Source organism: Streptomyces sp. CNT372, assembly GCF_000377145.1.
Map to the genome: position 1 here is coordinate 594,620 of NZ_KB897776.1, position 21,013 is coordinate 615,632.

Annotated in this window: 20 protein-coding genes; 7 read left to right on the forward strand and 13 right to left on the reverse strand. The window is 74.4% G+C overall.

Translation table 11 applies throughout. The features are described 5' to 3' along the window. Positions 1-125 precede the first annotated feature (125 nt). The 3 genes from C593_RS0102515 to C593_RS28645 form a co-directional block, all read right to left on the reverse strand. Positions 126-1,397 carry a P-loop NTPase gene (locus tag C593_RS0102515; RefSeq protein ID WP_018845736.1) on the reverse strand — a complete coding sequence of 424 codons (1,272 nt, stop codon included), beginning with the start codon at positions 1,395-1,397 and terminating at the stop codon, positions 126-128. A gap of 7 nt (positions 1,398-1,404) precedes the next feature. After that, positions 1,405-2,139, reverse strand: coding sequence for a Flp pilus assembly protein CpaB (cpaB, locus tag C593_RS0102520; RefSeq protein WP_026277285.1), 735 nt, complete (start codon positions 2,137-2,139; stop codon positions 1,405-1,407). Positions 2,140-2,277: 138 nt separating this feature from the next. Next, a complete protein-coding gene (locus C593_RS28645; protein ID WP_018845738.1) occupies positions 2,278-3,279 on the reverse strand; it encodes a hypothetical protein in 1,002 nt (333 codons plus the stop codon). Positions 3,280-3,679: 400 nt separating this feature from the next. On the opposite strand from C593_RS28645, the gene C593_RS0102530 reads away from it, so the two are divergent. Next, complete coding sequence (locus C593_RS0102530; protein ID WP_018845739.1) at positions 3,680-5,380, forward strand: glycoside hydrolase family 18 protein; 1,701 nt, start codon at positions 3,680-3,682, stop codon at positions 5,378-5,380. An 86-nt stretch (positions 5,381-5,466) separates the two neighbouring features. On the opposite strand, the gene C593_RS0102535 is transcribed toward C593_RS0102530, so the two are convergent. Continuing rightward, positions 5,467-6,774 (reverse strand): Nramp family divalent metal transporter, encoded by a 1,308-nt coding sequence (locus tag C593_RS0102535; protein ID WP_018845740.1) that lies wholly within the window; start codon positions 6,772-6,774, stop codon positions 5,467-5,469. Positions 6,775-7,023: 249 nt separating this feature from the next. Here C593_RS0102535 and C593_RS0102540 point away from each other — a divergent pair, with 249 nt between their 5' ends. Continuing rightward, positions 7,024-8,373, forward strand: coding sequence for a M14 family metallopeptidase (locus C593_RS0102540; protein ID WP_018845741.1), 1,350 nt, complete (start codon positions 7,024-7,026; stop codon positions 8,371-8,373). A gap of 181 nt (positions 8,374-8,554) precedes the next feature. Here the strand turns inward: C593_RS0102540 and C593_RS0102545 are convergent, their stop codons facing one another. Genes C593_RS0102545 through C593_RS0102555 form a run of 3 tightly spaced genes read right to left on the reverse strand, consistent with a single transcriptional unit; the run spans position 8,555 to position 10,865 of the window. After that, a complete protein-coding gene (locus tag C593_RS0102545) occupies positions 8,555-8,986 on the reverse strand; it encodes a RidA family protein (RefSeq protein WP_018845742.1) in 432 nt (143 codons plus the stop codon). Continuing rightward, positions 8,983-9,747, reverse strand: a complete 765-nt coding sequence (locus tag C593_RS0102550; RefSeq protein ID WP_018845743.1) for an IclR family transcriptional regulator — start codon at positions 9,745-9,747, stop codon at positions 8,983-8,985. The genes C593_RS0102545 and C593_RS0102550 overlap by 4 nt, the downstream gene beginning before the upstream one ends. Then, complete coding sequence (locus C593_RS0102555; protein ID WP_018845744.1) at positions 9,744-10,865, reverse strand: sugar kinase; 1,122 nt, start codon at positions 10,863-10,865, stop codon at positions 9,744-9,746. Before C593_RS0102555 ends, C593_RS0102550 begins: the two co-directional genes overlap by 4 nt. A gap of 240 nt (positions 10,866-11,105) precedes the next feature. Between C593_RS0102555 and C593_RS0102560 the strand changes: the two genes are divergently transcribed. Further along, positions 11,106-12,410 (forward strand): alanine racemase, encoded by a 1,305-nt coding sequence (locus C593_RS0102560; protein ID WP_018845745.1) that lies wholly within the window; start codon positions 11,106-11,108, stop codon positions 12,408-12,410. A 99-nt stretch (positions 12,411-12,509) separates the two neighbouring features. Then, positions 12,510-14,123 carry a D-aminoacylase gene (locus C593_RS0102565; protein ID WP_018845746.1) on the forward strand — a complete coding sequence of 538 codons (1,614 nt, stop codon included), beginning with the start codon at positions 12,510-12,512 and terminating at the stop codon, positions 14,121-14,123. A gap of 35 nt (positions 14,124-14,158) precedes the next feature. Here C593_RS0102565 and C593_RS0102570 read toward each other — a convergent pair whose 3' ends face one another. Next, the gene (locus C593_RS0102570; protein ID WP_018845747.1) at positions 14,159-14,788 is read right to left on the reverse strand and encodes an alpha-ketoglutarate-dependent dioxygenase AlkB; all 630 of its coding nucleotides are present in this window, start codon (positions 14,786-14,788) and stop codon (positions 14,159-14,161) included. Between the two features lie 202 nt (positions 14,789-14,990). Here C593_RS0102570 and C593_RS0102575 point away from each other — a divergent pair, with 202 nt between their 5' ends. Further along, positions 14,991-15,248, forward strand: a complete 258-nt coding sequence (locus tag C593_RS0102575) for a chaplin (protein WP_018845748.1) — start codon at positions 14,991-14,993, stop codon at positions 15,246-15,248. Between the two features lie 239 nt (positions 15,249-15,487). Here the strand turns inward: C593_RS0102575 and C593_RS0102580 are convergent, their stop codons facing one another. From C593_RS0102580 to C593_RS0102590, 3 genes are all read right to left on the reverse strand, one after another. After that, the gene (locus C593_RS0102580; RefSeq protein ID WP_018845749.1) at positions 15,488-16,348 is read right to left on the reverse strand and encodes a tyrosinase family protein; all 861 of its coding nucleotides are present in this window, start codon (positions 16,346-16,348) and stop codon (positions 15,488-15,490) included. Between the two features lie 17 nt (positions 16,349-16,365). Beyond that, complete coding sequence (locus C593_RS0102585) at positions 16,366-16,923, reverse strand: tyrosinase family oxidase copper chaperone (RefSeq protein WP_018845750.1); 558 nt, start codon at positions 16,921-16,923, stop codon at positions 16,366-16,368. Positions 16,924-17,084: 161 nt separating this feature from the next. Beyond that, on the reverse strand, positions 17,085-17,606 hold the full coding sequence (locus tag C593_RS0102590; RefSeq protein ID WP_018845751.1) for a hypothetical protein: 522 nt from the start codon (positions 17,604-17,606) through the stop codon (positions 17,085-17,087). Positions 17,607-17,801: 195 nt separating this feature from the next. On the opposite strand from C593_RS0102590, the gene C593_RS0102595 reads away from it, so the two are divergent. Next, positions 17,802-19,070, forward strand: coding sequence for a cytochrome P450 (locus C593_RS0102595; protein WP_018845752.1), 1,269 nt, complete (start codon positions 17,802-17,804; stop codon positions 19,068-19,070). 52 nt (positions 19,071-19,122) lie between these two features. Here the strand turns inward: C593_RS0102595 and C593_RS0102600 are convergent, their stop codons facing one another. Further along, positions 19,123-19,623, reverse strand: a complete 501-nt coding sequence (locus tag C593_RS0102600) for a DUF5949 family protein (RefSeq protein WP_018845753.1) — start codon at positions 19,621-19,623, stop codon at positions 19,123-19,125. A gap of 104 nt (positions 19,624-19,727) precedes the next feature. After that, positions 19,728-20,261 carry a hypothetical protein gene (locus C593_RS30855; protein ID WP_018845754.1) on the reverse strand — a complete coding sequence of 178 codons (534 nt, stop codon included), beginning with the start codon at positions 20,259-20,261 and terminating at the stop codon, positions 19,728-19,730. A 225-nt stretch (positions 20,262-20,486) separates the two neighbouring features. Here C593_RS30855 and C593_RS28655 point away from each other — a divergent pair, with 225 nt between their 5' ends. Then, positions 20,487-20,741: a hypothetical protein gene (locus tag C593_RS28655; protein ID WP_018845755.1), complete on the forward strand. Its 255-nt coding sequence runs from the start codon at positions 20,487-20,489 to the stop codon at positions 20,739-20,741. Positions 20,742-21,013 lie beyond the last annotated feature (272 nt).

Consider the following 21,013-nt stretch of genomic DNA (forward strand, 5'->3'; position numbering starts at 1 on the left):
GGGCCGGTGGCGCGATCCCGGGCCGCGGGGGCGCCGCCGGCGCGCCGCAGGCGCGCGCCGGCCCCCCGGGCGGGGGTGCGCCTCCGGCCCGCCGGTGTCCGCCGTGCGCTCGCCTCGCGCATGGTTCAGCCCTCCCCCTTCGCCCCGCCGATCGCCCGGCGGCGGCGCAGGACGGTCGTCGCGGCGGCGGCCCGGCCTATGCGTTCGCCGGTCTGCTCCTCCGTCGTCCCCTTCACGATGCCCAGTTCGCCCGCCAGGGACCAGAGGGCCTGCTTCACCGAGGACTTGGCCTCCAGGTCCTGGAGCCGGCCGGCGTCCACGACCGCGTGGAGTTCCTTGAAGTTGGCGGGCACGGCCGCGCGGGCGACCCGGGTGCCGGTGATCCGGGCGACCAGGGCGGGCTGGATCTCGGTGCTGCGCACATGCCGGTTGACCACGGTGGTGATCTCCTCCGGCTTGCGGATCTGGAGCCGGTCCCAGAGCCGGATCATGCGCTTGGCGGCCCGGACGGCGACCACATCGGGCGTGGTGACGAGGACCGAGGTGTCGGCGCTCTCCACGACCGCCGCGTTCGCGCCGGTGACCTGGGTCCCGCAGTCCACGACGACCACCTCGTACCGCCCGCGCAGCGCGCCGAGGATCTGGCGGACGGCACGCTCGTCGACCTCCTCGCCGCGTTCGCCCTCGCCGGGCGCGAGGAGGAGTCCGAGGCCGCTGTCATGGGCGAAGACGGCGTCCTGGAGAACCCGGGGGGAGATGTCCTGGATCCCGGCGAGGTCGACGACGGACCGGCGGAACTGCACGTCCAGGTAGGAGCCGACGTCCCCGGACTGGAGGTCCATGTCGACCAGGGCGGTGGTCAGACCGGAGGCCCGGGCGGCGAGGGCCAGCTGCACGGCGGTGACGGTGGTGCCCACCCCGCCCTTGGCGCCGGAGACGGTGACCACCCGCCCGCCGGGCCCGGCGGGCGCGACGCCCGCGTGGCCGAGGTGCCGCCGCACCCCGAGCGACCACGAGGCCGCGGCCTGCACCCGCTGGGCCAGTTCGTCGTAGGTGAGCGGCAGGGCGACCAGCCCCCGGGCACCGGCGTCCATCGCGGCCGAGTAGAGCCCCGGCCCGGTGCCGGCGGCCACCAGGACGACGCCGACGCCGGGGAAGCGCAGCGCGACCTCCCGGACGAGTTCCAGTGCGGGGACCGGCCCGATGCGTTCATGGACGAGGACGACCTCGGGCAGCTCGTCCAGGGACTCGGCGGCCAGCCGGGCAAGGGTGTCCAGGAGGGCGGTCGAGTCGGCGACGGGTGCGGCGGGGTCGGCGTCGGGCAGCCGGCCGAGCAGCGCGGTGACCGTCCGGGCGGCGTCGGGGTCGCCGACGGCCGGGAGGATGCGTACGGTCATCCGGCCCTCACCTGTTCCTGTCCTCTTCGAGGGTGTACGTGCCTTCGCCCGGCCCGAGTTCGGCGGATCCGCCCTTCGCGACCAGGGCGAGGCGCACATGCACGGCGAAGGACTCGGCGTACGCCACCCGTTGGGCGTCCTGGGTGCCGAGGGCGAAGGTGATGGGGACCGCCTGGCTCGCGGCCCCGGCGCGGTCGTCGCCCCGGGGCTCCAGCGCGGTCAGCCTGCCCACGTCGATGACCCGGGCGCCGGGGACGATGATCCGGGACTCGGCGGCGGACCGGCTGCCGGAACCGCCGGAGCCGCGTTGCTCGCCGTCGAAGGTGGCGAAGATGTTGACCCGGTCGCCGGGGGTGATCTTGCCCGCGACCCCGGTGGCCGCGTCGATCATGATGGCGATCTCCTGCTCGCCCTCCTCCAGCGCGGGGCGGTCGACGACCATGTCGCTCTGGAGCAGGGAGCCCTCGCGCAGTTCGGTGACGGCGATCTTGCCGTCGACGGCGGAGATGTCGGTGACCGCGCTCGGGGACAGCCAGCGCTCGGGCATCGATATCCGCTCGAACTGGTCGGCCCGCAGCCGCGTGTAGGGCGCGACCTCGGACTTGACGCGGTAGGCCGTCACCTCGGGCCCGACCTTGGAGTTCACGTCGCCGATCACCGACAGGACGCCGGCGAACGCGGCGAGCGCGCAGAGGACGGACAGGAGCAGCAGGATCACACCGCGGCGTTGCCGTGAGTTCATGAGCGCAGCGACCTCGTAGGGGAGTTGCGGGAGCGGTCAGGGGGGTCGGGGGTCGTCTCGTGGGCGGGGGTCGTCTCGTGGGCGGGGCGGGACAGGACGCGGGCGGGACGGGCAGGCGGGCCGGGGTGCGGCGGGCCGTCAGCCGCCCCCGTCCACGGACCGCGGCAGCGCGCGCGGCGCACGCCCCGGCAGGGTGCGGGGCGCCCGCCCGGGGAGCCCCCGGGCCGCCGCCGGGGACAGCTCGCGGGCCCCGGTGCCGGCGGGCTCCCGGCCCGGCACCGGCCGGTCCCGCCCCGCCGAGCCCGGCAGCAGCGGCGCGGCGCAGAAGCAGCAGCGGTCGCCGATGATCTCCAGCCCGCACCAGGTGCACCGCTCGCGCCGCACCGAGGAGACGAGTTGGTGGATCATGCCGATGTCGGGGAGGTACGCGGCGAACTCGACGAGCTTCGCGGTCGCCCACCAGCGTGTGGACTCCGCAGGCAGCGCGGCCTCCAGCACGGCGGCCGACTGCCAGGCGGGCGCGAGGCGGGCGGTGGGCCAGTCGCTCGGCGACTGACCCCGGGCGACCACCAGATGGTGTCCGAACTGGGGCCCCTCCAGACCCACGGCCTCCCCCGCGTCCCGGACGCCGCCGCCGATCCGGATGAGCTGCGGCACCGGGTTGGCGAGGACCGCGAACTGGGAGCCGGGCACCCAGGAGCGGGCGTGCGAGGTGAGGCTCACCGGTACCCGGTCCAGGCGGGCGACCGAGTGCAGCACCGCCCCCGCGTGGACGTAGTGGGCGAGCAGCCGGGCGGCGCAGGCGACGACCCCGGGGCCGAAGTCGCAGATCGACAACTGCCGCAGCTGGCGCACCAGGACGGCCACCGCGAGGGGCGGCAGGGCGAGCTTCAGCAGGGCGATCCGGTCGCTCTCCAGCACGGACCGGACGGTGTGCAGCCGCCGTTGGTGGGCGTCGGGAAGGGAGGCGGGGTAGAGGGCGACGACATGGCCGTGCTGTTCGAGCAGGAGCTGCATGTCGACGAGGGCGGCGTCCAGGGACTGTTCGGCGGGGGCGGGGAGCAGGGCGGCGGTCGGGGTGTGCGGGTCGGTGGGCGGCAGCACCAGGTCGGCGCTGGTCACGGCGATGGCGGTCTGCACGCTCGTTTCCCCGTTCGGATCCGGTCGCCGGCCAGGCGGCTGCCCTTCTGCCTGACGTCTCTGCCCTGATCGTGCTCCTGTCGTGCTCCTGCAGCAGCACTCTAGCCACGTCGTCCGAGGCGGAGAACACCTTTCGGACTCCCCGTGCACGGTCCCTCACCCGATGCGCCCGGACGAAATCCGGAGGAAGCGGTCAGTGGTGAACTCCCGTACCACCGCGCGGGCTTGCCGCGACGGAGCGTCGAGTCCCGTACTCCGGGCCGGGTTCCTGCCGGAGGTCTTGACAAGCAAATTGGTCTGGACCAACTTGGACCTCCACGGTGGCCGCCGCACGCACCGGGACCCGGAACGCCCCGGGCTCCCGGCCCTCCCTCCCCGACTCCCCCACCGGAGGACGCACGTGGACCGCAGCACTCCCGCCCGGAAAGGGCTGGGCGCCGCACTGGCGCTCGCCCTCGGCTCCGGGCTCGCTCTCATGGGCACGGCCGGGCCCGCCTCGGCCGCCGACGTGAACGTCGTCAAGAACGCCGGGTTCGAGTCCGGGCTCGCCAACTGGTCCTGCTCCGGGGGCAGCGGCGCGGCCGTCTCCTCCCCCGTGCGCACCGGGACGGGCGCGCTCCGGGCGACCCCCGCCGGGCACGACAACGCCCGCTGCACCCAGACCCTGAAGGTGAAGCCGGGCTCCAGCTACACCGTCAGCGCCTGGGTCCAGGGCGGTTACGCCTACCTCGGCGCAACCGGCACCGGCACCCAGGACGTGTCCACCTGGACCCCCGGCGGCAGCGCCTGGACCAAGCTGTCCACGACCTTCACCACGGGCGCGAGCACCAGCTCGGTGACCCTCTACACGCACGGCTGGTACGGCACCGAGGCGTACCACGTCGACGACGTCAGCGTCTTCGGCCCGGACGGCGGAGGCGGCACCGACCCCGAGCCGACCGTGCCCGCCGCCCCGGCGGCACCCTCCGTCGGCACGGTGACCTCCTCGTCCGTCGCCCTGAGCTGGGGCGCGGTCACCGGGGCCACCGGGTACCACGTCTACCGCGACGGGACGAAGGTCCAGTCGGTGAGCGGCACCTCCGCCACCGTCACCGGGCTGGCCGCCGACACCGCGTACCAGTTCCAGGTGACGGCCGCCAACGCGGCGGGCGAGTCCCCGAAGTCGGCCGCCGTGACGGGCCGGACCAGCAAGGGCGGCACCAACCCGGGCAACCCGGCGGTGCCGAAGCACGCGCTGACCGGCTACTGGCAGAACTTCGACAACGGCGCGACCGTGCAGAAGCTCCGGGACGTGCAGGCGCAGTACGACATCATCGCGGTCTCCTTCGCCGACTCCACGGCCACGCCCGGTCAGATCGTCTTCAACCTGGACCCGGCCCTCGGCTACTCCTCCGTCGCCGAGTTCAAGTCCGACGTGGCCGCGAAGAAGGCCGCGGGCAAGTCGGTGATCATCTCGGTCGGCGGCGAGAAGGGCAACGTCCTGATCAACAGCGACGCGGCCGCCACCGCCTTCGCGGACAGCGCCTACGCCCTGATGCAGGAGTACGGCTTCACCGGGGTCGACATCGACCTGGAGCACGGCATCAACTCCACCTACCTGACGAAGGCGCTGCGCCAGCTCTCCGCGAAGGCCGGCCCCTCGATGGTCCTGACGATGGCCCCGCAGACCATCGACATGCAGAACACCAACACGGAGTACTTCAAGCTGGCACTGGCCGTGAAGGACATCCTCACGGTGGTCAACATGCAGTACTACAACAGCGGTTCGATGATGGGCTGCGACAACAAGGTCTACTCGCAGGGCTCGGTGGACTTCCTCACCGCCCTGGCCTGCATCCAGCTGGAGGGCGGCCTCGACCCGTCCCAGGTGGGCCTGGGCGTCCCCGCCTCCACCCGGGGCGCGGGCAGCGGCTACGTCTCCCCGACGATCGTCAACAACGCGCTGGACTGCCTGACCCGCGGCACCCACTGCGGCCAGTTCAAGCCGTCGAAGACGTACCCGTCACTGCGCGGCGCGATGACCTGGTCCACCAACTGGGACGCGACCGCGGGCAACGCCTGGTCCAACGCGGTCGGCCCGCACGTCCACAACCTGCCGTAGCGGCGTCCCGAACGGCGAAGGCAGGCCCTGGGGCCGTGCGCACCGCTCCCCCGGTGTGCACGGCCCCGGCGCTTGCGGAAACAGCCTCACCAGGGCAGTTCGCGCACCTGCTGCACGCACAGCACCACGAACAGCAGCCCGGCCGCCGCCAGCATCGTGTTGCTGACGATGCCGTTTCGCCACTGGGCGGGCGTCCGCGAGGAGTTGAGCAGCCAGAGCAGGGTGAGCGCCAGGAACGGCATGAAGAACGCGCCCAGCACCCCGTACGCCACGACCAGCCCGAAGGGCTCGTCCAGGAAGAGCAGGGAGATCGGCGGGAAGGTCAGCCACAGCAGGTACGCGCGGAACGCGGGCGAGCGCTCCTTCGCCCCCGCGGCGACCTCCCCGGTGGTGCCCGCCTCCACCACGACGCCCGCGCGGTCGCGCCGCAGCCGCTCCACGAAGTCGGCGAAGAGCAGGCTCACGCCGTGCCAGACGCCGATCAGGGAGGAGAAGGAGGTCGCGAAGAAGCCGACCAGGAACAGCTTGGCGGTCGCCGTGCCGTAGCGGTCCTCCAGGACGGTTCCCAGGTCGATCAGGCCCCGGTCGCCCTTGGTGAGGGCGAGCTGCGAGGAGTGCAGCAGCTCCGCGCCCACGACGAGCATGGCGACCACGAACACGCCGGTGGTGAGGTAGGCGACCCGGTTGTCCAGGCGCATGACCTTCATCCAGCCGGAGTCGGTCCAGCCCTTGGCGTTCACCCAGTAGCCGTACGCGGCCATGGTGATGGTGCCGCCCACGCCGCCGATCAGGCCCAGGGTGTAGAGCAGGGAGCCGTCCGGCAGCACGGGGGCGAGGCCGGCCAGGGAGGCGCCGACGTCGGGGCCGACCCGGATCGCGACATAGACGACGACCAGGAACATCACGCCGACGAGCACGGTCATGACCTTCTCGAAGACCGCGTACCGGTTGAACCAGACGAAGGCCAGGCCGGTCAGGCCCGTGACCACCGCCCAGGTCTTCAGCCCGGGGCCGTCCGGGAAGAGGGCGACGACGGGCAGGGCGGTGGAGGACATGGCCGTCGCCCCGTAGACGAATCCCCAGACCACGACGTAGAAGGCGAAGTAGACGGTGGTCCACCGTCCGAGGGAGCGCCAGCCCTCGAACAGGGTGCGACCGGTGGCCAGGTGCCAGCGGCCGGCCGCCTCGGCGAGGGAGATCTTGACGACGCAGCCGATGACCGCCGCCCACATCAGGGTGTAGCCGTACTTGCTGCCGGCGATCAGGGTCGCGACGAGGTCGCCGGCGCCGACACCCGTGGCCGCGACGACGATGCCGGGGCCGATGTAGCGCCAGGCGGACTTCCGGGGGACGGCGTCGGTCCCCTTCGGCTGCTCCTCGGTGGTGTCTGTCATCGCACCGTCGCCTTCCCTCTCGTTCCCACTCGTCCCACCAGGTGACCGTGGTCACGTAAGCCTGGCGCGGGTGATCGCGCAAGAGGCCCTGCGGTGATCGACTGGGGCGGAACCTGTGCAGGCGCGGAGCCGCGGGCTTGGCCGGGAGTGGTATTGACCGGGACATGCCATGACCTCAGGATGGGTCCGCGGCCGGTCCGCCGGGGCCGTCCGATCCCCGCGCAACCCCCCACTCCTCAGGAGCAGTCCATGAGACGTCGCACCCTCGGGAAACGCACGGCCGCACTCGCGGCCGTCGTCGCCCTCGCCGTGGCCGTCCCGCTCACCGCCAACGCGAGCCCCGCCGCCGAGCGCCCGGCAGGCGCCCGCGCGACCGGGGCGGCGGCGGACGAGCAGACCCGGCAGTACCTCATCCACGGGCCCGAGACGCCCGCCGACCGGACCGCCGTCGCCGCCACCGGCGCGTCCATCGACGAGGTCGACGACCACACCCTGGTGGTCAGCGCCGACGCGGCCGAGGCCAAGCGGCTGCGCGCCCTCGGCCACAGGCTCACCGCCCTGCCCGGCCCGCCGCAGCGGCACGGCGCGGCGGCGGACGTGGAGCCGTTCGACTTCCCGCCCGCCGACTCCCGCTACCACAACTACGCCGAGATGTCGGCGGAGATCGACCAGCGGATCGCCCAGTACCCGTCGATCATGAGCAAGCGGGTCATCGGCAAGAGCCACCAGGGCCGGGACATCGTCGCCATCAAGATCAGCGACAACGTGGGGACGGACGAGAACGAGCCCGAGGTCCTCTTCACCCACCACCAGCACGCCCGCGAGCACCTCACCGTCGAGATGGCGCTGTATCTGCTGCGCGAGTTCGGCGAGGACTACGGGAGCGACTCCCGGATCACCAACGCGGTGAACAGCCGGGAGATCTGGATCGTGCCGGACCTCAACCCGGACGGCGGCGAGTACGACATCGCCACCGGCTCCTACCGGTCGTGGCGCAAGAACCGGCAGCCCAACTCCGGCTCCACGGCGATCGGTACCGACCTCAACCGCAACTGGGCCTTCAAGTGGGGCTGCTGCGGCGGCTCCTCGTCCTCCCCCGGCTCGGACACCTACCGCGGCCGGGCCCCCGAGTCCGCGCCCGAGGTGAAGGTCGTCGCCGACTTCGTGCGCAGCCGGGTGGTCGGCGGGAAGCAGCAGATCCGCACCGGGATCGACTTCCACACCTACAGCGAGCTGATCCTCTGGCCGTTCGGCTACACCTACAGCGACACGGCCCCCGGGATGACCAGGGACGACCGGGACGCCTTCGCCGCGGTCGGCCGCAAGATGGCGGCCAGCAACGGCTACACGCCCGAGCAGTCCAGCGACCTGTACATCACGGACGGGTCGATCGACGACTGGCTCTGGGGCGACCAGCGGATCTTCGGCTACACGTTCGAGATGTACCCGGCCGGCTGGGGCGGCGGCGGCTTCTACCCGCCGGACGAGGTGATCGAGCGGGAGACCAGCCGCAACCGCGACGCGGTCCTCCAGCTCCTGGAGAACTCCGACTGCATGTACCGGTCCATCGGCAAGGAGGGCCAGTACTGCACCGGGTGACCCCGGGCGACGCAGCGTGCCCCGCCCCTCTGTGCGCGCGAGGGGCGGGGCACGGTGCGTCCGGCCGCACCACCGGGTTGGGCGGTGCGGGGCGGGTCCCCGGTGCGGCGAAGGGGCCCGGGCCGGGCCGGCGCGCGGCACGGCGGCGTGCCGTGGCGCGCCGGGTGCGGTGTGTCCGGGATCAGCCCAGGACCGCCAGGGCGTCGATCTCGATGAGCAGGCCGGGGGGCAGGCCGACGTAGACCGTGGTGCGGGCCGCCGGGGCGACCGTCAGGTCCTTGAAGTACTCGTTGTAGATCTCGTTCATCTCGGCGAAGTGGGCCGTGTCGGTGAGGTAGACGCGGATCATCATCACGTCGTCCCAGCTCGCGCCGCCCTCGGTGAGGATCGCCTCGACGTTGGCGAAGGTCTGGAGGGTCTGCTCGCGCAGGGTCGGACCGGCCGGGGTGGGCGCCCGGCCCTCGACGGCGGGCAGGAAGCCGACCTGGCCGGCGACCTGGAGGATGTTCCCCTTGCGGACGCCGTGGGAGAACTTCGCGGGCGGCGCGGTGTGGGTGGGGGGTGTGAGGGCGGTCTTGGCGGCCTTGCCGTGGGGCGCGGTCTGCTCGGTCATACGCGTGCGTCCTTCTGCGGGGTGTGTCCGGAGTAGTCCCGGCTGATGGCGTCGGCGGTGCGGCGCACCAGCGGGAGGAGGGCGAGGAGTTCCTCGGCGGTGACGACCACGTTCGGCGCGGACACCGACATGGCGGCGACGACCCGGCCGTCCGCGCCGCGCACGGGGGCGGCGACGCAGTTGATGGACTCCTCGTGGCCGCCGAGATCGGTGGCCCAGCCCTGTTCGCGCACGGTGGCCAGCTCCTTGAGGAAGGCGGCGGCGTGCGGGATCGAACGGGCCGTGTACATGGGGTAGTCGAGCTTCTCGGCGAAGGCGCGCCGCTCGGTCTCGGGCAGGTCGGCGAGGAGGAGCTTGGCCACGGCGGCCACGGTGATGGCGACGGGCCTGCCGATGCGGGAGTACATCCGCACCGGGTAGCGGCTCTCCACCTTGTCGATGTAGACGACCTCGCTCTCCTCGCGTACGGCGAGGTGCACGGTGTGCCCGGTCCGCTCGTTGAGGGCGGCGAGGTGGGGGTGGGCGACCTCCCGCACGTCGAGGTTCTCCACGGCCTCCTGGGCCAGCGCGATCAGCCGGGCGCCGAGCCGGTAGCGCTGGTCCTGCTGCCGGTAGACGAGGCCGTGCTCGTGCAGGGTGCGCAGCAGCCGCAGGGCGGTGGACTTGTGGACGCCGAGCCGGTCGGCGACCTGCCCGAGGTCGGCCGGCCCTTCGGCGAGCAGCGGCAGGATGCTGAGCGCCCGGTCGACGGTCTGGCTCATGGCGTGCGTACCTCCTGGTCCTGGCCCGTCCAGCCGGGGCCGAGGTGCAGTCTCCCCCAGGCGTCGTCGTCGAGGGCGGTGAGCCGGTCCGCGAGCGGGCCCGCGGGCGGGGCGCCCAGGTCGCCGGGGACGGTGAGGGCGGCGGCGGCGAACAGGTGGCCCAGGCGCAGCCGCTCGCGCAGCGGCACCCCGCGCAGGGTCCCGGAGAGGAAGCCGGCGGCGAAGGCGTCACCGGCACCGACGGCGGCGACGACCTCCACGGCGGGCGCGGGGACGAGGACCCCCGCCGGCTCACCGGCCGTGTACGCGACCGCCCCGGCCGCGCCCCGCTTGACCACCAGCACGGCGGGCTCGGGCAGCGCGGCCCGGATCGCGTCCGCACCGGTGAGCCCCCACGCCTCGGCGGCCTCGTCCTCGCCGGCGAACACCACGTCAGCGCCGCGCGCGAGGTCCAGCAGCACCCCCGGTCCGTCCCCGTGGCCGCCGGCCGTGGCGAGGGCACCGGCGGTGCCGCTGGCAGGGTCGGTGCCGGGGGCGGGGTCGGTGCCGGGGGCGCGCCACAGGCCCGGCCGGTGGTTGACGTCGAAGGAGACCAGCGGGCGGCCGGGGCGGCGGACGGTCACCTCCCGCATCAGCGCCAGGCACTCCCCCGAGAGGGCGGCGGTGATGCCGGAGACGTGCAGCACCCGGCCGGCCCACAGGTCGGCGCGGGCCACGGTCGCGGGCGACATGGCCGAGGCGGCGGACCCGGCGCGGTAGTAGAGGACCTCGTGGTCCTCGGCCGCGCGGTCGGTGGCGGTGCGGAAGTAGATGCCGGTCGGCCGCCCGGGGTCCCGGGCGACGGCGGAGGTGTCCACCCCGTACGCCGAGATCGCCGAGACCAGGTGGTCGCCGAAGCCGTCCGCGCCGACCCGGCCGACCCAGCGGACGCGGTGCCCGGCCGCGGCCAGGGCGCAGGCGACGTTGGACTCCGCGCCGCCGATGGCGCGGACGAAGGAGGTGACCTCGGCGAGGCGGCCGTCCCCCTCGGGCAGGAACGTGACCATGGACTCGCCGAGGCAGACGACGTCCACGGACCCGGTCGCACCGGGGACGGTCGCGTTCAGGGTCGCGGTCATCGCGGCGGGGGCTCCTCGCTGGTCGGCGGACGTTCCGGTGGGTGGCGGCGGGTGCGGTCCCGGAGCGGGGTTCCGGATCGGGTTCCGGGTCGGGTTCGGGATCCGATCCGGGGTCCGGTCCCGGGGCCGGGCACGGAGCCGGACACCATTGACCCGGCATTGGCTCGGATGTTAGACAGCGCTGAGCGATATACGCAATGACCGTTGCACACAACGCAACGGTGTGGAGGAGGACGCCTCATGGCCGCCGACGACCCCGCCGCACGACTCGCCGCGGAACTCGCTTCGGGACTCGCCGGGGAAACGGTCGACCACCGTTTCAAGGCACTCCCGCCCGACGCCCTCGGCCTGACCGTCGGCGAACTGGCGGCGGCCCGCCGCAACCTCTTCACCGGCGGCTTCACCACCCCGGTCCTCGCCCTCGCCGCCGAACCCCTGGCACACAACCTGGACCTGCTGGAGCACTACGCCGAGCAGCACGGCCTCGCCTTCGCCCCGCACGGCAAGACCTCCATGTCCCCCCAGCTCTTCGCCCGCCAGCTGGAGCGCGGCGCCTGGGGCATCACCGCCGCCGTCCCCCACCAGGTCCGCGTCTACCGGGCCTACGGCATCCGCCGGATCTTCCTCGCCAACGAGGTGGTCGACGCGGCCGCCCTGCACTGGATCGCGGGCGAGCTGGCGGCCGACCCGGAGTTCCGTCTGATCGTGTACGTGGACTCGGTGCGCGGGGTCGAGCTGATGGACGAGGCACTGACCGGGGCCGGGGCGTCCCGCCCGCTGGACGTGGTGGTCGAACTGGGCGCGGGCGAGGGCGCGCGCACCGGGGCGCGCACGGAGGCGGAGTGCGCCGCCGTCGCCGACGCGGTGGCCGCCTCGGTGCGCCTGCGGCTGGTCGGCGTCGCCGGGTACGAGGGCGAGGTCCCGCAGGCGGACGAGGAGCGGGTGCGGGCCTGGCTGCGCCGACTGGTCGCACTGGCCGGGGACTTCGACGCGGCGGGGCGCTTCGACGGCGCCGGGGAGATCGTGGTCAGCGCGGGCGGCAGCGCCTGGTTCGACACGGTCGCCGAGGTGTTCGCGAAGATCCCGGAGCTGTCCGCCCCCGTCCTGAAGCTGCTGCGCTCGGGCGCCTATGTCTCCCACGACGACGGCCACTACCGGCGGCTGACCCCGTTCAACCGGGTACCGGCCGAGGGCGCCCTCCAGCCCGCGTTCCGGCTGTGGGCGCAGGTCGTCTCCCGCCCGTCCGGCGAGCAGGCCTTCGTCAACGCGGGCAAGCGGGACGCCGCCCACGACCTGGACCTGCCCGAGGCGCAGGTCGTCCGCGACGGGCGCACCGGGGAGATCCGCCCCGCCGAGGGGATGACCGTCACCGGCCTCTCCGACCAGCACGCCTGGCTGCGTACCGCGCCGGACGCGGACCTGGAGGTGGGCGACTGGGTGGGCATGGGCCTCTCCCATCCGTGCACGGCCTTCGACAAGTGGCAGCTCATCCCGGTCGTGGAGCGGGACGGCACGGTCACCGACTACATCCGCACCTTCTTCTGATCACAACGCTTCTGATCGCACACGGCCCGCGCACAGGCCCCGGCCCGCGCGGGCCCGCGCCCCCCGCCCGACCTGGCCGTCCCCGTCCGAAAGGCCCCCATGGACCTCGTCATCCGCGGCGCGCGTGTCGTCGACGGCAGCGCCGGCCCCTCCTACCGCGCGGACGTCGGCCTCCGCGGCGGCCGGATCGCGGAGATACGCCGCGACCCGGGTGCCCCGTCGCTCACCGGCGCCCGGGTCCTCGACGCGTACGGCCTCGCCCTGGCCCCCGGCTTCATCGACATGCACGCGCACAGCGACCTGGCCCTGCTGCGCGATGCGGACCACTCCGCGAAGGCCGCGCAGGGGGTCACCCTGGAGGTCCTCGGCCAGGACGGCCTCTCCTACGCCCCGGTGGACGACGCCACCCTGGCCGCCGTCCGCGCCGCGGTCAACGGCTGGAACGGCGGCGGTCCGGACGACGACCGGGTGGACTTCGACTGGCGCACGGTCGGCGAGTACCTGGACCGCATCGACCGTCAGGGGACCGCCGTCAACGCCGCGTACCTGATCCCCCAGGGCACGGTCCGGATGCTCGCCATGGGCTGGGAGGACCGCCCGGCGGGCCCCGCCGACCTGGACCGGATGCGGCAGCTGGTCGCCGAGGGCCTGGAACAGGGCGCGGTCGGCATGTCCTCCGGGCTCACGTACACCCCGGGCATGTACGCCTCGGAGGCCGAACTCACCGAGCTGTGCCGGGTGGTGGCCCGCTACGGCGGCTACTACTGCCCCCACCACCGCTCCTACGGCGCGGGCGCCCTGGAGGCGTACGCGGAGATGGTGGGCCTGACCCGCAAGGCGGGCTGCGCCCTCCATCTCGCGCACGCCACCATGAACTTCGGTGTCAACAAGGACCGGGCCCCCGACCTGCTGGCCCTGCTGGACGAGGCCCTGGACGCGGGCGCGGACATCACCCTGGACACCTATCCGTACACCCCCGGCTGCACCACCCTGGTCGCGATGCTGCCCAGCTGGGCGGGCGAGGGCGGACCCGAGGCGGTCCTCGCCCGGCTGCGGGACGAGGCCACGGCCGAGCGCATCCGCCACCACCTGGAGGAGACCGGCTCGGACGGCTGCCACGGGGTGCCGATCGAGTGGGACACCGTCGAGATCTCCGGCGTCACCGACCCCGCCTTCGCCGACCACGTCGGCCGGACGGTCGCGGAGACGGCCGCCGCGCGCGGTGAGGCGCCCTGGACCACGGCCCGGCGGCTGCTCATCGGCGACCGGCTCGGCCCGACGATCCTCCAGCACGTCGGCCACGAGGAGAACGTCCGCGCGATCATGCGCCACCGGGTCCACACCGGCGGCAGCGACGGCATCCTCCAGGGCGCCAAGCCCCACCCGCGCGCCTACGGCACCTTCCCCCACTACCTCGGCCACTACGCCCGCGAGCTGGGCATCCTCTCCCTGGAGGAGACCGTGGCCCATCTGACCTCCCGCCCGGCCGCCCGGCTGCGCCTGCCGGACCGGGGCCTGGTGCGCGAGGGGTACCGGGCCGACCTGGTCCTCTTCGACCCGGACACGGTCGCCGCCGGCTCCACCTTCGAGCGGCCGCGCGCCCTGCCGACGGGCATCCCCCACGTCCTGATCGACGGCCGCCCGGTGATCGAGGACGCCCGGCGCACCGATGTCCTGGCGGGCCGCTCGGTCCGCCGCACCCCGGTGGGCTGAGCCCGGTCGGCCGCACCCCGGTCCGGCGGCGGCGGTCAGCTGACCCCGCGCGGGCGGAACTGGACGCTGATCCGCGGCCCGGTGGGGCGCGCGGTCTTCGGCACCGCGTGCTCCCAGGTCCGCTGGCAGGAACCGCCCATCACCACCAGATCGCCGTGCCCGAGGGCCCGCCGGACGGACGTGCCCCCGCCCCCGGCCGGGCGGAGGACCAGGTCCCGGGGCGCGCCCACGGAGAGGATCGCGACCATGGTGTCCTCCCGGGCGCCCCGGCCGCTCCGGTCGCCGTGCCAGGCGACGCTGTCGTGGCCGTCCCGGTAGTAGCAGAGCCCGGCCGTCACGAAGGGTTCGCCCAGCTCCCGCGCGTAGTGGCGGGACAGAGCCTCCCGGGCCTCCACCAGGACGGGGTGCGGCAGCGGGTCGCCGGCGCCGTAGTACGCGAGCAGCCGGGGCACGTCCACCGTGCGCTCGTACATCCGGCGGCGCTCGGCGCGCCACGGGACCTCTGCCTCCAGTACGGCGAACAGGGCGTCCGCCCCGCTCAGCCAGCCCGGCAGGACGTCGAGCCACGCCCCCGCCCCGAGGACCGTCCGCCGCAGCCCGCCGAGCGGGCCGGGCCGGATCTCGTCGGCCTGGTCGAACAGGGAGCCCTGGAGATGTGCTGCCATGACGTCCAGCGTACCCCGAAAATAGAACACACGAACGAAAGCACCGTCGCAGAGGGCGCTCGGACTCCTCCGGGAGGGTGCCGACGGGACCGTTGGGGTCGGAGTTCGTCCTGATCCGTTACCGCCGTCCGCTTTCGGCGTTGAACGGTGCGTGATGGCCGCAAACCCCTGCGGCCGCCTCTGATCGTGCAAGGAGAAGTTGATGTCGCGTATCGCGAAGGCCGCCGCCGTTGTCGCGGGCACGGGTGCCATCCTGGCCGGCGGCGCCGGCATGGCTGCCGCCGACGCCGGAGCGCACGGTGCGGCCGTCGGTTCCCCCGGTGTCCTCTCGGGCAACATGGCTCAGGTCCCGGTCCACATCCCGGTCAACGTCTGCGGCAACACGGTGAACGTCATCGCGCTGCTCAACCCGGCGTTCGGCAACACCTGCGTCAACGCCGACGGCAACGGCGCCTACTGATCACCTCGGTGACAGGGCTGTACCGCACCACCACGGCATGACCGGCGGCCTCCCCCGTGTTCCGCACACGGGGGAGGCCGCGGCCGTGTGTGCCGCGCCCAGAGCGGGGGCGCGCACGGAGAACCGGCGCGGCACGCGGAAGCGGCGCGGCCACAGAAGCGGCGCGGCACGCGGAAGGGTCCGGGCCGGACGCAGAAGGGGCCGGTCCGGATGATCCGGACCGGCCCCTTCTCCCCGCCTCAGACGTAGCGGTAGTACCGGGTGTGGTCGAGGAGCGCCGAGGGCTTCACGTCCCACGGCGGCAGCGGCTGGTCCGCGGCGAAGACCTGCCCCGCCGCCGGGTCGGAGGCCGGCAGCGGTTTCGCGGGCTGATAGCCGGACTCGGGGTGCGCCGTCTGCCAGCGCGCCCACAGCAGGTCCACGAAGGCGTGGTGCAGCCAGAACACCGGATCGTTGGGCGAGGTCGCGCCCATCATCAGCCCGCCCACCCAGCGGTGCACCCGGTTGTGGTTGAGCCAGCGCGCCTCCGCGCCTCCGTTCCAGCCCTCGATGGTGTTGCGGAAGCCGCGGGGCGCCGTGGAGTTCCAGGGGGCGGTGTCGTAGACCGGGTCGGCGAGCGCCCTGGCCACCTCCTCCTTGGTCGGCAGGGCCACCGGGTCGCGGGGCCGGCCGAGGTCCCGCGTGAGGAACCTGCCGTCCGTGATCCGGCTGTTGATCCGCCAGTTGCCGTTGGTGTGCGCGAACGGGCCGGTCATCACCTGCCGGTCACCGAGGCGCCCGGTCCCGCCCATGAAGTCCTCCGCCCAGAGGGAGGAGGTGGGGCTGTTGTCCACCGTCCAGTCCCAGTACGGGACCGAGACCCCCGGGTCGATCTGCTGGAGGGCTCGCTCGAACTCCAGCAGGTAGCGGCGGTGCCAGGGGAAGAACGAGGGGGTCATGTGCGCGGCCCGGGCCCGGTCCTCGGCGTCGGTCACATAGAACTGGCCGTGCATCCGCACGAATTCGTCGTAGCGGCCCGAGCGCTTCAGCGCGAGTACGGCGTCGACGAAACGGCGTTTCTGCGCGCGGGTCAGGTTCCGCTGGTTGGCGCGGGTGTACACGGGCGCTCCCTCCCGGGTCAGACGTGGTGCAGGGGGGTCAACGAGAGCTGTGCGTCGCCCAGTTCGTCGACGGCGGCCCGGGCCACCTCGCGCAGGGTCGGGAACGACTCGTAGTGGTTGACCAGGCTCAGGTAGCTGCCGTCGGCGCGGCGCATCACATGCAGGGGGCGGCCGTCGATCCGCACCTCGACGCTCGGCACACCGGCCCGCGCCCGGGCCTCCGCGTCCGTCCCCCGGAGGAGGCCGTTCGCGACGGCGGCCGGGACCATGACGGTGGCGCTGCCCTGGATGTGGCGCCCCCGGTAGGTCTCGGCGAAACGCTCCAGCGAGTGCGGAGTGCCGCCGCCGGGCGCCTGCGGGCGGCCGGGTGCGCCCTCCCGGCGCAGCAGCAGGGGGGCCAGGGCGCCCGCCGTGCCGGCGATCGCACCGGCCGTCAGCAGGGCGCGGAGCAGCAGACGGCGGGCGAGGGAGCGGCCCTCCGTCGCCCCGGCGTGTTCACCGGTGGCGGTGGCCGGTTCCCCGGCGGCGGCCGCACGCACGCCGCCGGTCCCCGTGCTGCCGTCGGTCCGGTCCATGTCGTCACCCTCCCCGTGGGTCCGTTCCTGCGGTGCAGGCAGGCTCTGCCCGGGACAACGAGGGCGCGCCCGAAGGGTTGCTCGGCCGGACGGGGGCCGAAGCGGCCCGCACGCCCGGCGCGGCCGGACCGCCACCCGGACCGCCCGCGCCCCCGCCGCGATCAGCCGAGCAGCAGCGCCGCCGCCGGCGCGCCCCGCAGCACCGGGGCGACGATCCCCGCCTGCGGCAGGGTCGGCTCCGGCTGCCCGAGCAGCTCGGGCCGGGGCTGGGTCAGCGGCGCGCCGAGGGAGGCGCCGGGGCTCTCCAGCGTGAGGTCGGACGCCTCGGACACCACGTGGGCGACGCCGAGGTTCCCCTCGCCGAGCGGGCTCTCCACGGGCAGCTCCAGCAGCGTTTCGGGCAGCTCGGCGGTGAACGGGACGGCGGGCAGGGTGTTCTCGGGCAGCAGGTTTCCGGTGACGTGGCGCGGCCCCTCGGGCGCACCGGGCACCGGGACGGGAACGCCGGTGCTCAGCGCGGGCGCGTCGACCGGCAGCGCGGCCTCCACGCTCTCCAGCGGCACGGTGACCGGCACGGACCCGGCGGCCGCCGCGGGCGTGGCGCCCATGGCCGACGCTCCGACCGCCGAGGCCACACAGGCCACGACGGCCGCCAGGGTTCCGCGCGTTGTCGACTTCTTCACTGTCTTCGTCTCCTCGGGAGTGACCCGGACGCCTGTCGGTCCGTTGCCTGCAACAGCAGGCACAACGAGAACAACGAGCACACGGCCGCGACCCGTGCGGATTTCCGCCGTCTTTCCCCTGTCCGCAGCAATCCGGGGACGGAAACTGACGGGGACGGAACCGACGCGGGCCGGCCCTGGCGACAGGAGGTCGTCGTGGCACAGAGGATCCCGGGACAGCAGCAGACGGTGCCGCCGCCGGAGTCGGCGGACCTGGCGGACCCCGCGTTCTGGTCCCTGCCGCGCTCCGCGCGCCTCGCCGCCTTCGCGCATCTGCGCACCCTGCCGGGGCCCGTCCGCTTCGGGGAGGCCGCCGGGCGGCCGTTCCACGCCCTCGTCCGGCACGCGGACGTGGCCGGGGCGAGCCGGCGGCCCCGGGACTTCGCGAGCGCGCCGGGGGTGACCACACCGGAGCCGGCCGCGTGGGCGAAGGCGCTGTTCGGCAACTCGATGGTCAACCTGGACGGCGCCGGACACGCGGACCTGCGGCGGATCGTGGGCCGCTCGTTCACCCCGCGTCTGCTCGCGGCGGCCGAGGAGAACGTGCGGGAGGTGGCCCGGCGGATCGTCGACGAGATGATCGCGCGCTACCCGTCCCGGGGCACGGCCGCGGACTTCGTGCCCGCCGTCGCCTCCCGGATGCCGTTCGAGGTGATCTGCGACCTGATGGGCGTCCCCGCTGAGATGCGCGCCTCGATCGCCGCCCGGATCGACCGGGCCTCGGAGAACGTGGGCGTGCGGCGGGGACTGCGGGTGCCCGGCCGGGGTGTGGCGGCGCTCGCCCGGATGCAGTGGGAGATGGCGCGGCTCGGCCGGGAACGGCGGCTGCGGCCCGCCGACGACCTGGTGTCGGCGCTGGTCGCCGCCGATGTGGACGGACGCGGCCTGACCGGACGCCAGTTGGGCGCCTTCTTCTCGCTGCTGCTGGTCGCCGGTGTCGAGACGACCCGCAACGCGATCGCCCACGGCCTGGACCTGCTCACCGCGCACCCGGAGCAACGGGCCCTGCTGGAATCGGACTTCGACCGGTACGCGGACGGGGCGGTGGAGGAGATCGTGCGCCACTCGACGCCGATCATCCAGTTCCGCCGGACGGTCGCGACCGAGTGCGAACTCGGGGGCCACCGCTTCCTGCCCGGCGAGAAGGTGGTGCTGTTCTACGCCTCGGCCAACCGCGACGAGGCGGTCTTCACCGACCCGGACGTCTTCGACATCACCCGGGACCCCAACCCGCATCTGGGGTACGGCGGGGGCGGTCCCCACTACTGCCTGGGCGCCCATCTGGCCCGGCAGGAGATGAAGGCCCTGTTCCGTGAGTTGCTGACCCGCGCCGAAGGACTGCGGGCGGTCGGGGAGCCCGGGCTGGTGGACTCCAGCTTCGACAACCGGGTCCGCAGTATGCCGTTCGCGCTCGGCCCGTCGTGACGCCCGGCCGGTCCGGGCCCCCGAGGAGGCCCGGACCCGGGGCGCGCGGGGGTCAGCCGCGCAGGCGGGAGACCGGGAGCAGGACGTGGGCGGTGTCGGCGAGGACGGCCTCGTCGCCCAGGAACGCCTGGAGGACCGCCTCGGTGAGCGGCTGTCCGGGCGTCGCCTCGGGCCACGGACGGGCGGCGATCATGAAGTGGACGGTGCCGCGCTGCTCGGCGGCGGCCAGCCATTCGGCGGGCGCCGGGCACTGGGCGTTCATGTGCGGCATGGTGACGACGGCCTGGCCGGCCTGGATGAGCAGCTGCACCGGGAACGTGCCCTCGCCGGTGCGGTCGTGGAGCACGTCCCCCGTGGCGAGTCCCAGCTGCCCGATGAGCGCGGTGAGGGCCCGGCCGGCCGCCTCCGGGCCGCCCCGGCCGTCGCCCAGCGAGTAGGCCACGAGGTACGGGGTGTCGTGCCCCTGGTCCGGGTCGCCCGTCCAGGCGAGGAGCACGAGGGTGCCCAGCTCCGCCGGGTCGACGGCCGTTGTGAGGGAGTTCGCAGTGGTCATGGCTCGGCACCCTAGTGCCCGGCCGGGGCTCTCCCGGTCCGCGTTCACCTGCGCGGGTGAACGCGGACCGGGGGCCGTGCCCCGCGCGGTGCGCGGCCGTCCGCTCACAGGGTCCAGCGGTGCTCCGCGTCCCCGGACGGCCAGTGCAGGCTCACCGCGCGGGAGCCGTGCGGGAGCGCGAACACGAGCCAGCCGTCGCGGTGTTCGCCGGCGCCGAGCCGCGCCCGGGCGAGCGGGAAGCCGGTGGTCAGCTCCCCGGTGGTGACGGCGCGGTGCCTGCGGCCCCGCTCGTCGGCCACCCAGGCCCCGCCGCCCACGGCCTGCTCGTACGCCGTGCCGCCGACGTTGACCACGGACAGGTCGAGGCCGACCCAGCGGTGCCCGGCGGCGGGGCGGGGCTCGGCCCGGACGCCGAGGGCGGGGTCGACGACCCCGTTCAGGGTGACGCGCAGATGTCCGCCGCCCGCGCGGTCGTCGGCGTCGGCGGTGCCGCCGATCCCGGCGACCGCCGGGGCCGCGCCGGCGGCGCGTCTGGCGTCCCGGGGGGCCGTCTCCCCCGGCTCCCCCGGTCCGCCGTCCGCCTGGCAGGCGGTCAGCCCCAGCACGAGCGCGAGCGCCGGCGTCAGCGCAGTGGCCATACGTCTCATCGGTCCCCTTCCCGCGGCCCGTCGTCGGTATCTTCGGGTCCCACCGACCCAAACGACGGCGACGCGCCCCGTGTCACGCGGCTGATCACGCGGGCGGCCCGGGGCCCGCCCGTCGAATGGCCGTTCCCGACGTCCCCCGGCGCCCCGGCGCGGCAGTGACCTCCCCCGCGCGGCGCGCGTTGGCCGCTCATGGCAAGCACTACGGCGCCGGCTCGCATGCAACGCGTCCGGCCGACCGCGGACCCGGCCCCGACCGCCCCGCCACCGGTCGCCCCGAGCCCGATCTACGACCAGCTCGCCCTGGAGTGGGCGGCCGCGGGCCGCACCCTCCCGGGCCGTGCGGACGGCGAGTGGCAGCGCCTGACGCTCTACCCGCCCGCGTCCGGCCCGTCCCCGGACGCACCGGACGCGATCCCGTCCCCACCACCCCGCCGCGGCTGGCTCCACGACCACCACCGCGTCTCCGCCTGACGGCCCGAACCCGCCCGGCCGCGGACGCCGGCCGGACCGGCCGAGCACCCGCACCCCTGCGGGCGCGAGCCGGCCGGGTGGCCTCCGGAGCGCGGCCGACAGGCCGGGGCCGGGGGCCCGCGGTCGACCCGCACCCGGGCGCCGCCCCGTCCGGCCGCGGGCCCACCGGCCGGACATCCCGCGGCCGGACGCGCACCCTCCCGCCCGCGGCGCGAGCTGCTCCGGAAGGCGGCTGCGGGCTCGGCCGGGGCCTGCCCGCCCGCGCCCCCTGA

Bases quoted from the DNA above. Each gene is read 5' to 3' on its own strand.
- C593_RS0102515 (WP_018845736.1), bottom strand. From the start codon at position 1,397: ATGACCGTACGCATCCTCCCGGCCGTCGGCGACCCCGACGCCGCCCGG.
- cpaB (WP_026277285.1), bottom strand. From the start codon at position 2,139: ATGAACTCACGGCAACGCCGCGGTGTGATCCTGCTGCTCCTGTCCGTC.
- C593_RS0102535 (WP_018845740.1), bottom strand. From the start codon at position 6,774: ATGACAGACACCACCGAGGAGCAGCCGAAGGGGACCGACGCCGTCCCC.
- C593_RS0102540 (WP_018845741.1), top strand. From the start codon at position 7,024: ATGAGACGTCGCACCCTCGGGAAACGCACGGCCGCACTCGCGGCCGTC.
- C593_RS0102545 (WP_018845742.1), bottom strand. From the start codon at position 8,986: ATGACCGAGCAGACCGCGCCCCACGGCAAGGCCGCCAAGACCGCCCTC.
- C593_RS0102550 (WP_018845743.1), bottom strand. From the start codon at position 9,747: ATGAGCCAGACCGTCGACCGGGCGCTCAGCATCCTGCCGCTGCTCGCC.
- C593_RS0102555 (WP_018845744.1), bottom strand. From the start codon at position 10,865: ATGACCGCGACCCTGAACGCGACCGTCCCCGGTGCGACCGGGTCCGTG.
- C593_RS0102560 (WP_018845745.1), top strand. From the start codon at position 11,106: ATGGCCGCCGACGACCCCGCCGCACGACTCGCCGCGGAACTCGCTTCG.
- C593_RS0102565 (WP_018845746.1), top strand. From the start codon at position 12,510: ATGGACCTCGTCATCCGCGGCGCGCGTGTCGTCGACGGCAGCGCCGGC.
- C593_RS0102570 (WP_018845747.1), bottom strand. From the start codon at position 14,788: ATGGCAGCACATCTCCAGGGCTCCCTGTTCGACCAGGCCGACGAGATC.
- C593_RS0102575 (WP_018845748.1), top strand. From the start codon at position 14,991: ATGTCGCGTATCGCGAAGGCCGCCGCCGTTGTCGCGGGCACGGGTGCC.
- C593_RS0102585 (WP_018845750.1), bottom strand. From the start codon at position 16,923: ATGGACCGGACCGACGGCAGCACGGGGACCGGCGGCGTGCGTGCGGCC.
- C593_RS0102600 (WP_018845753.1), bottom strand. From the start codon at position 19,623: ATGACCACTGCGAACTCCCTCACAACGGCCGTCGACCCGGCGGAGCTG.
- C593_RS30855 (WP_018845754.1), bottom strand. From the start codon at position 20,261: ATGGCCACTGCGCTGACGCCGGCGCTCGCGCTCGTGCTGGGGCTGACC.
- C593_RS28655 (WP_018845755.1), top strand. From the start codon at position 20,487: ATGCAACGCGTCCGGCCGACCGCGGACCCGGCCCCGACCGCCCCGCCA.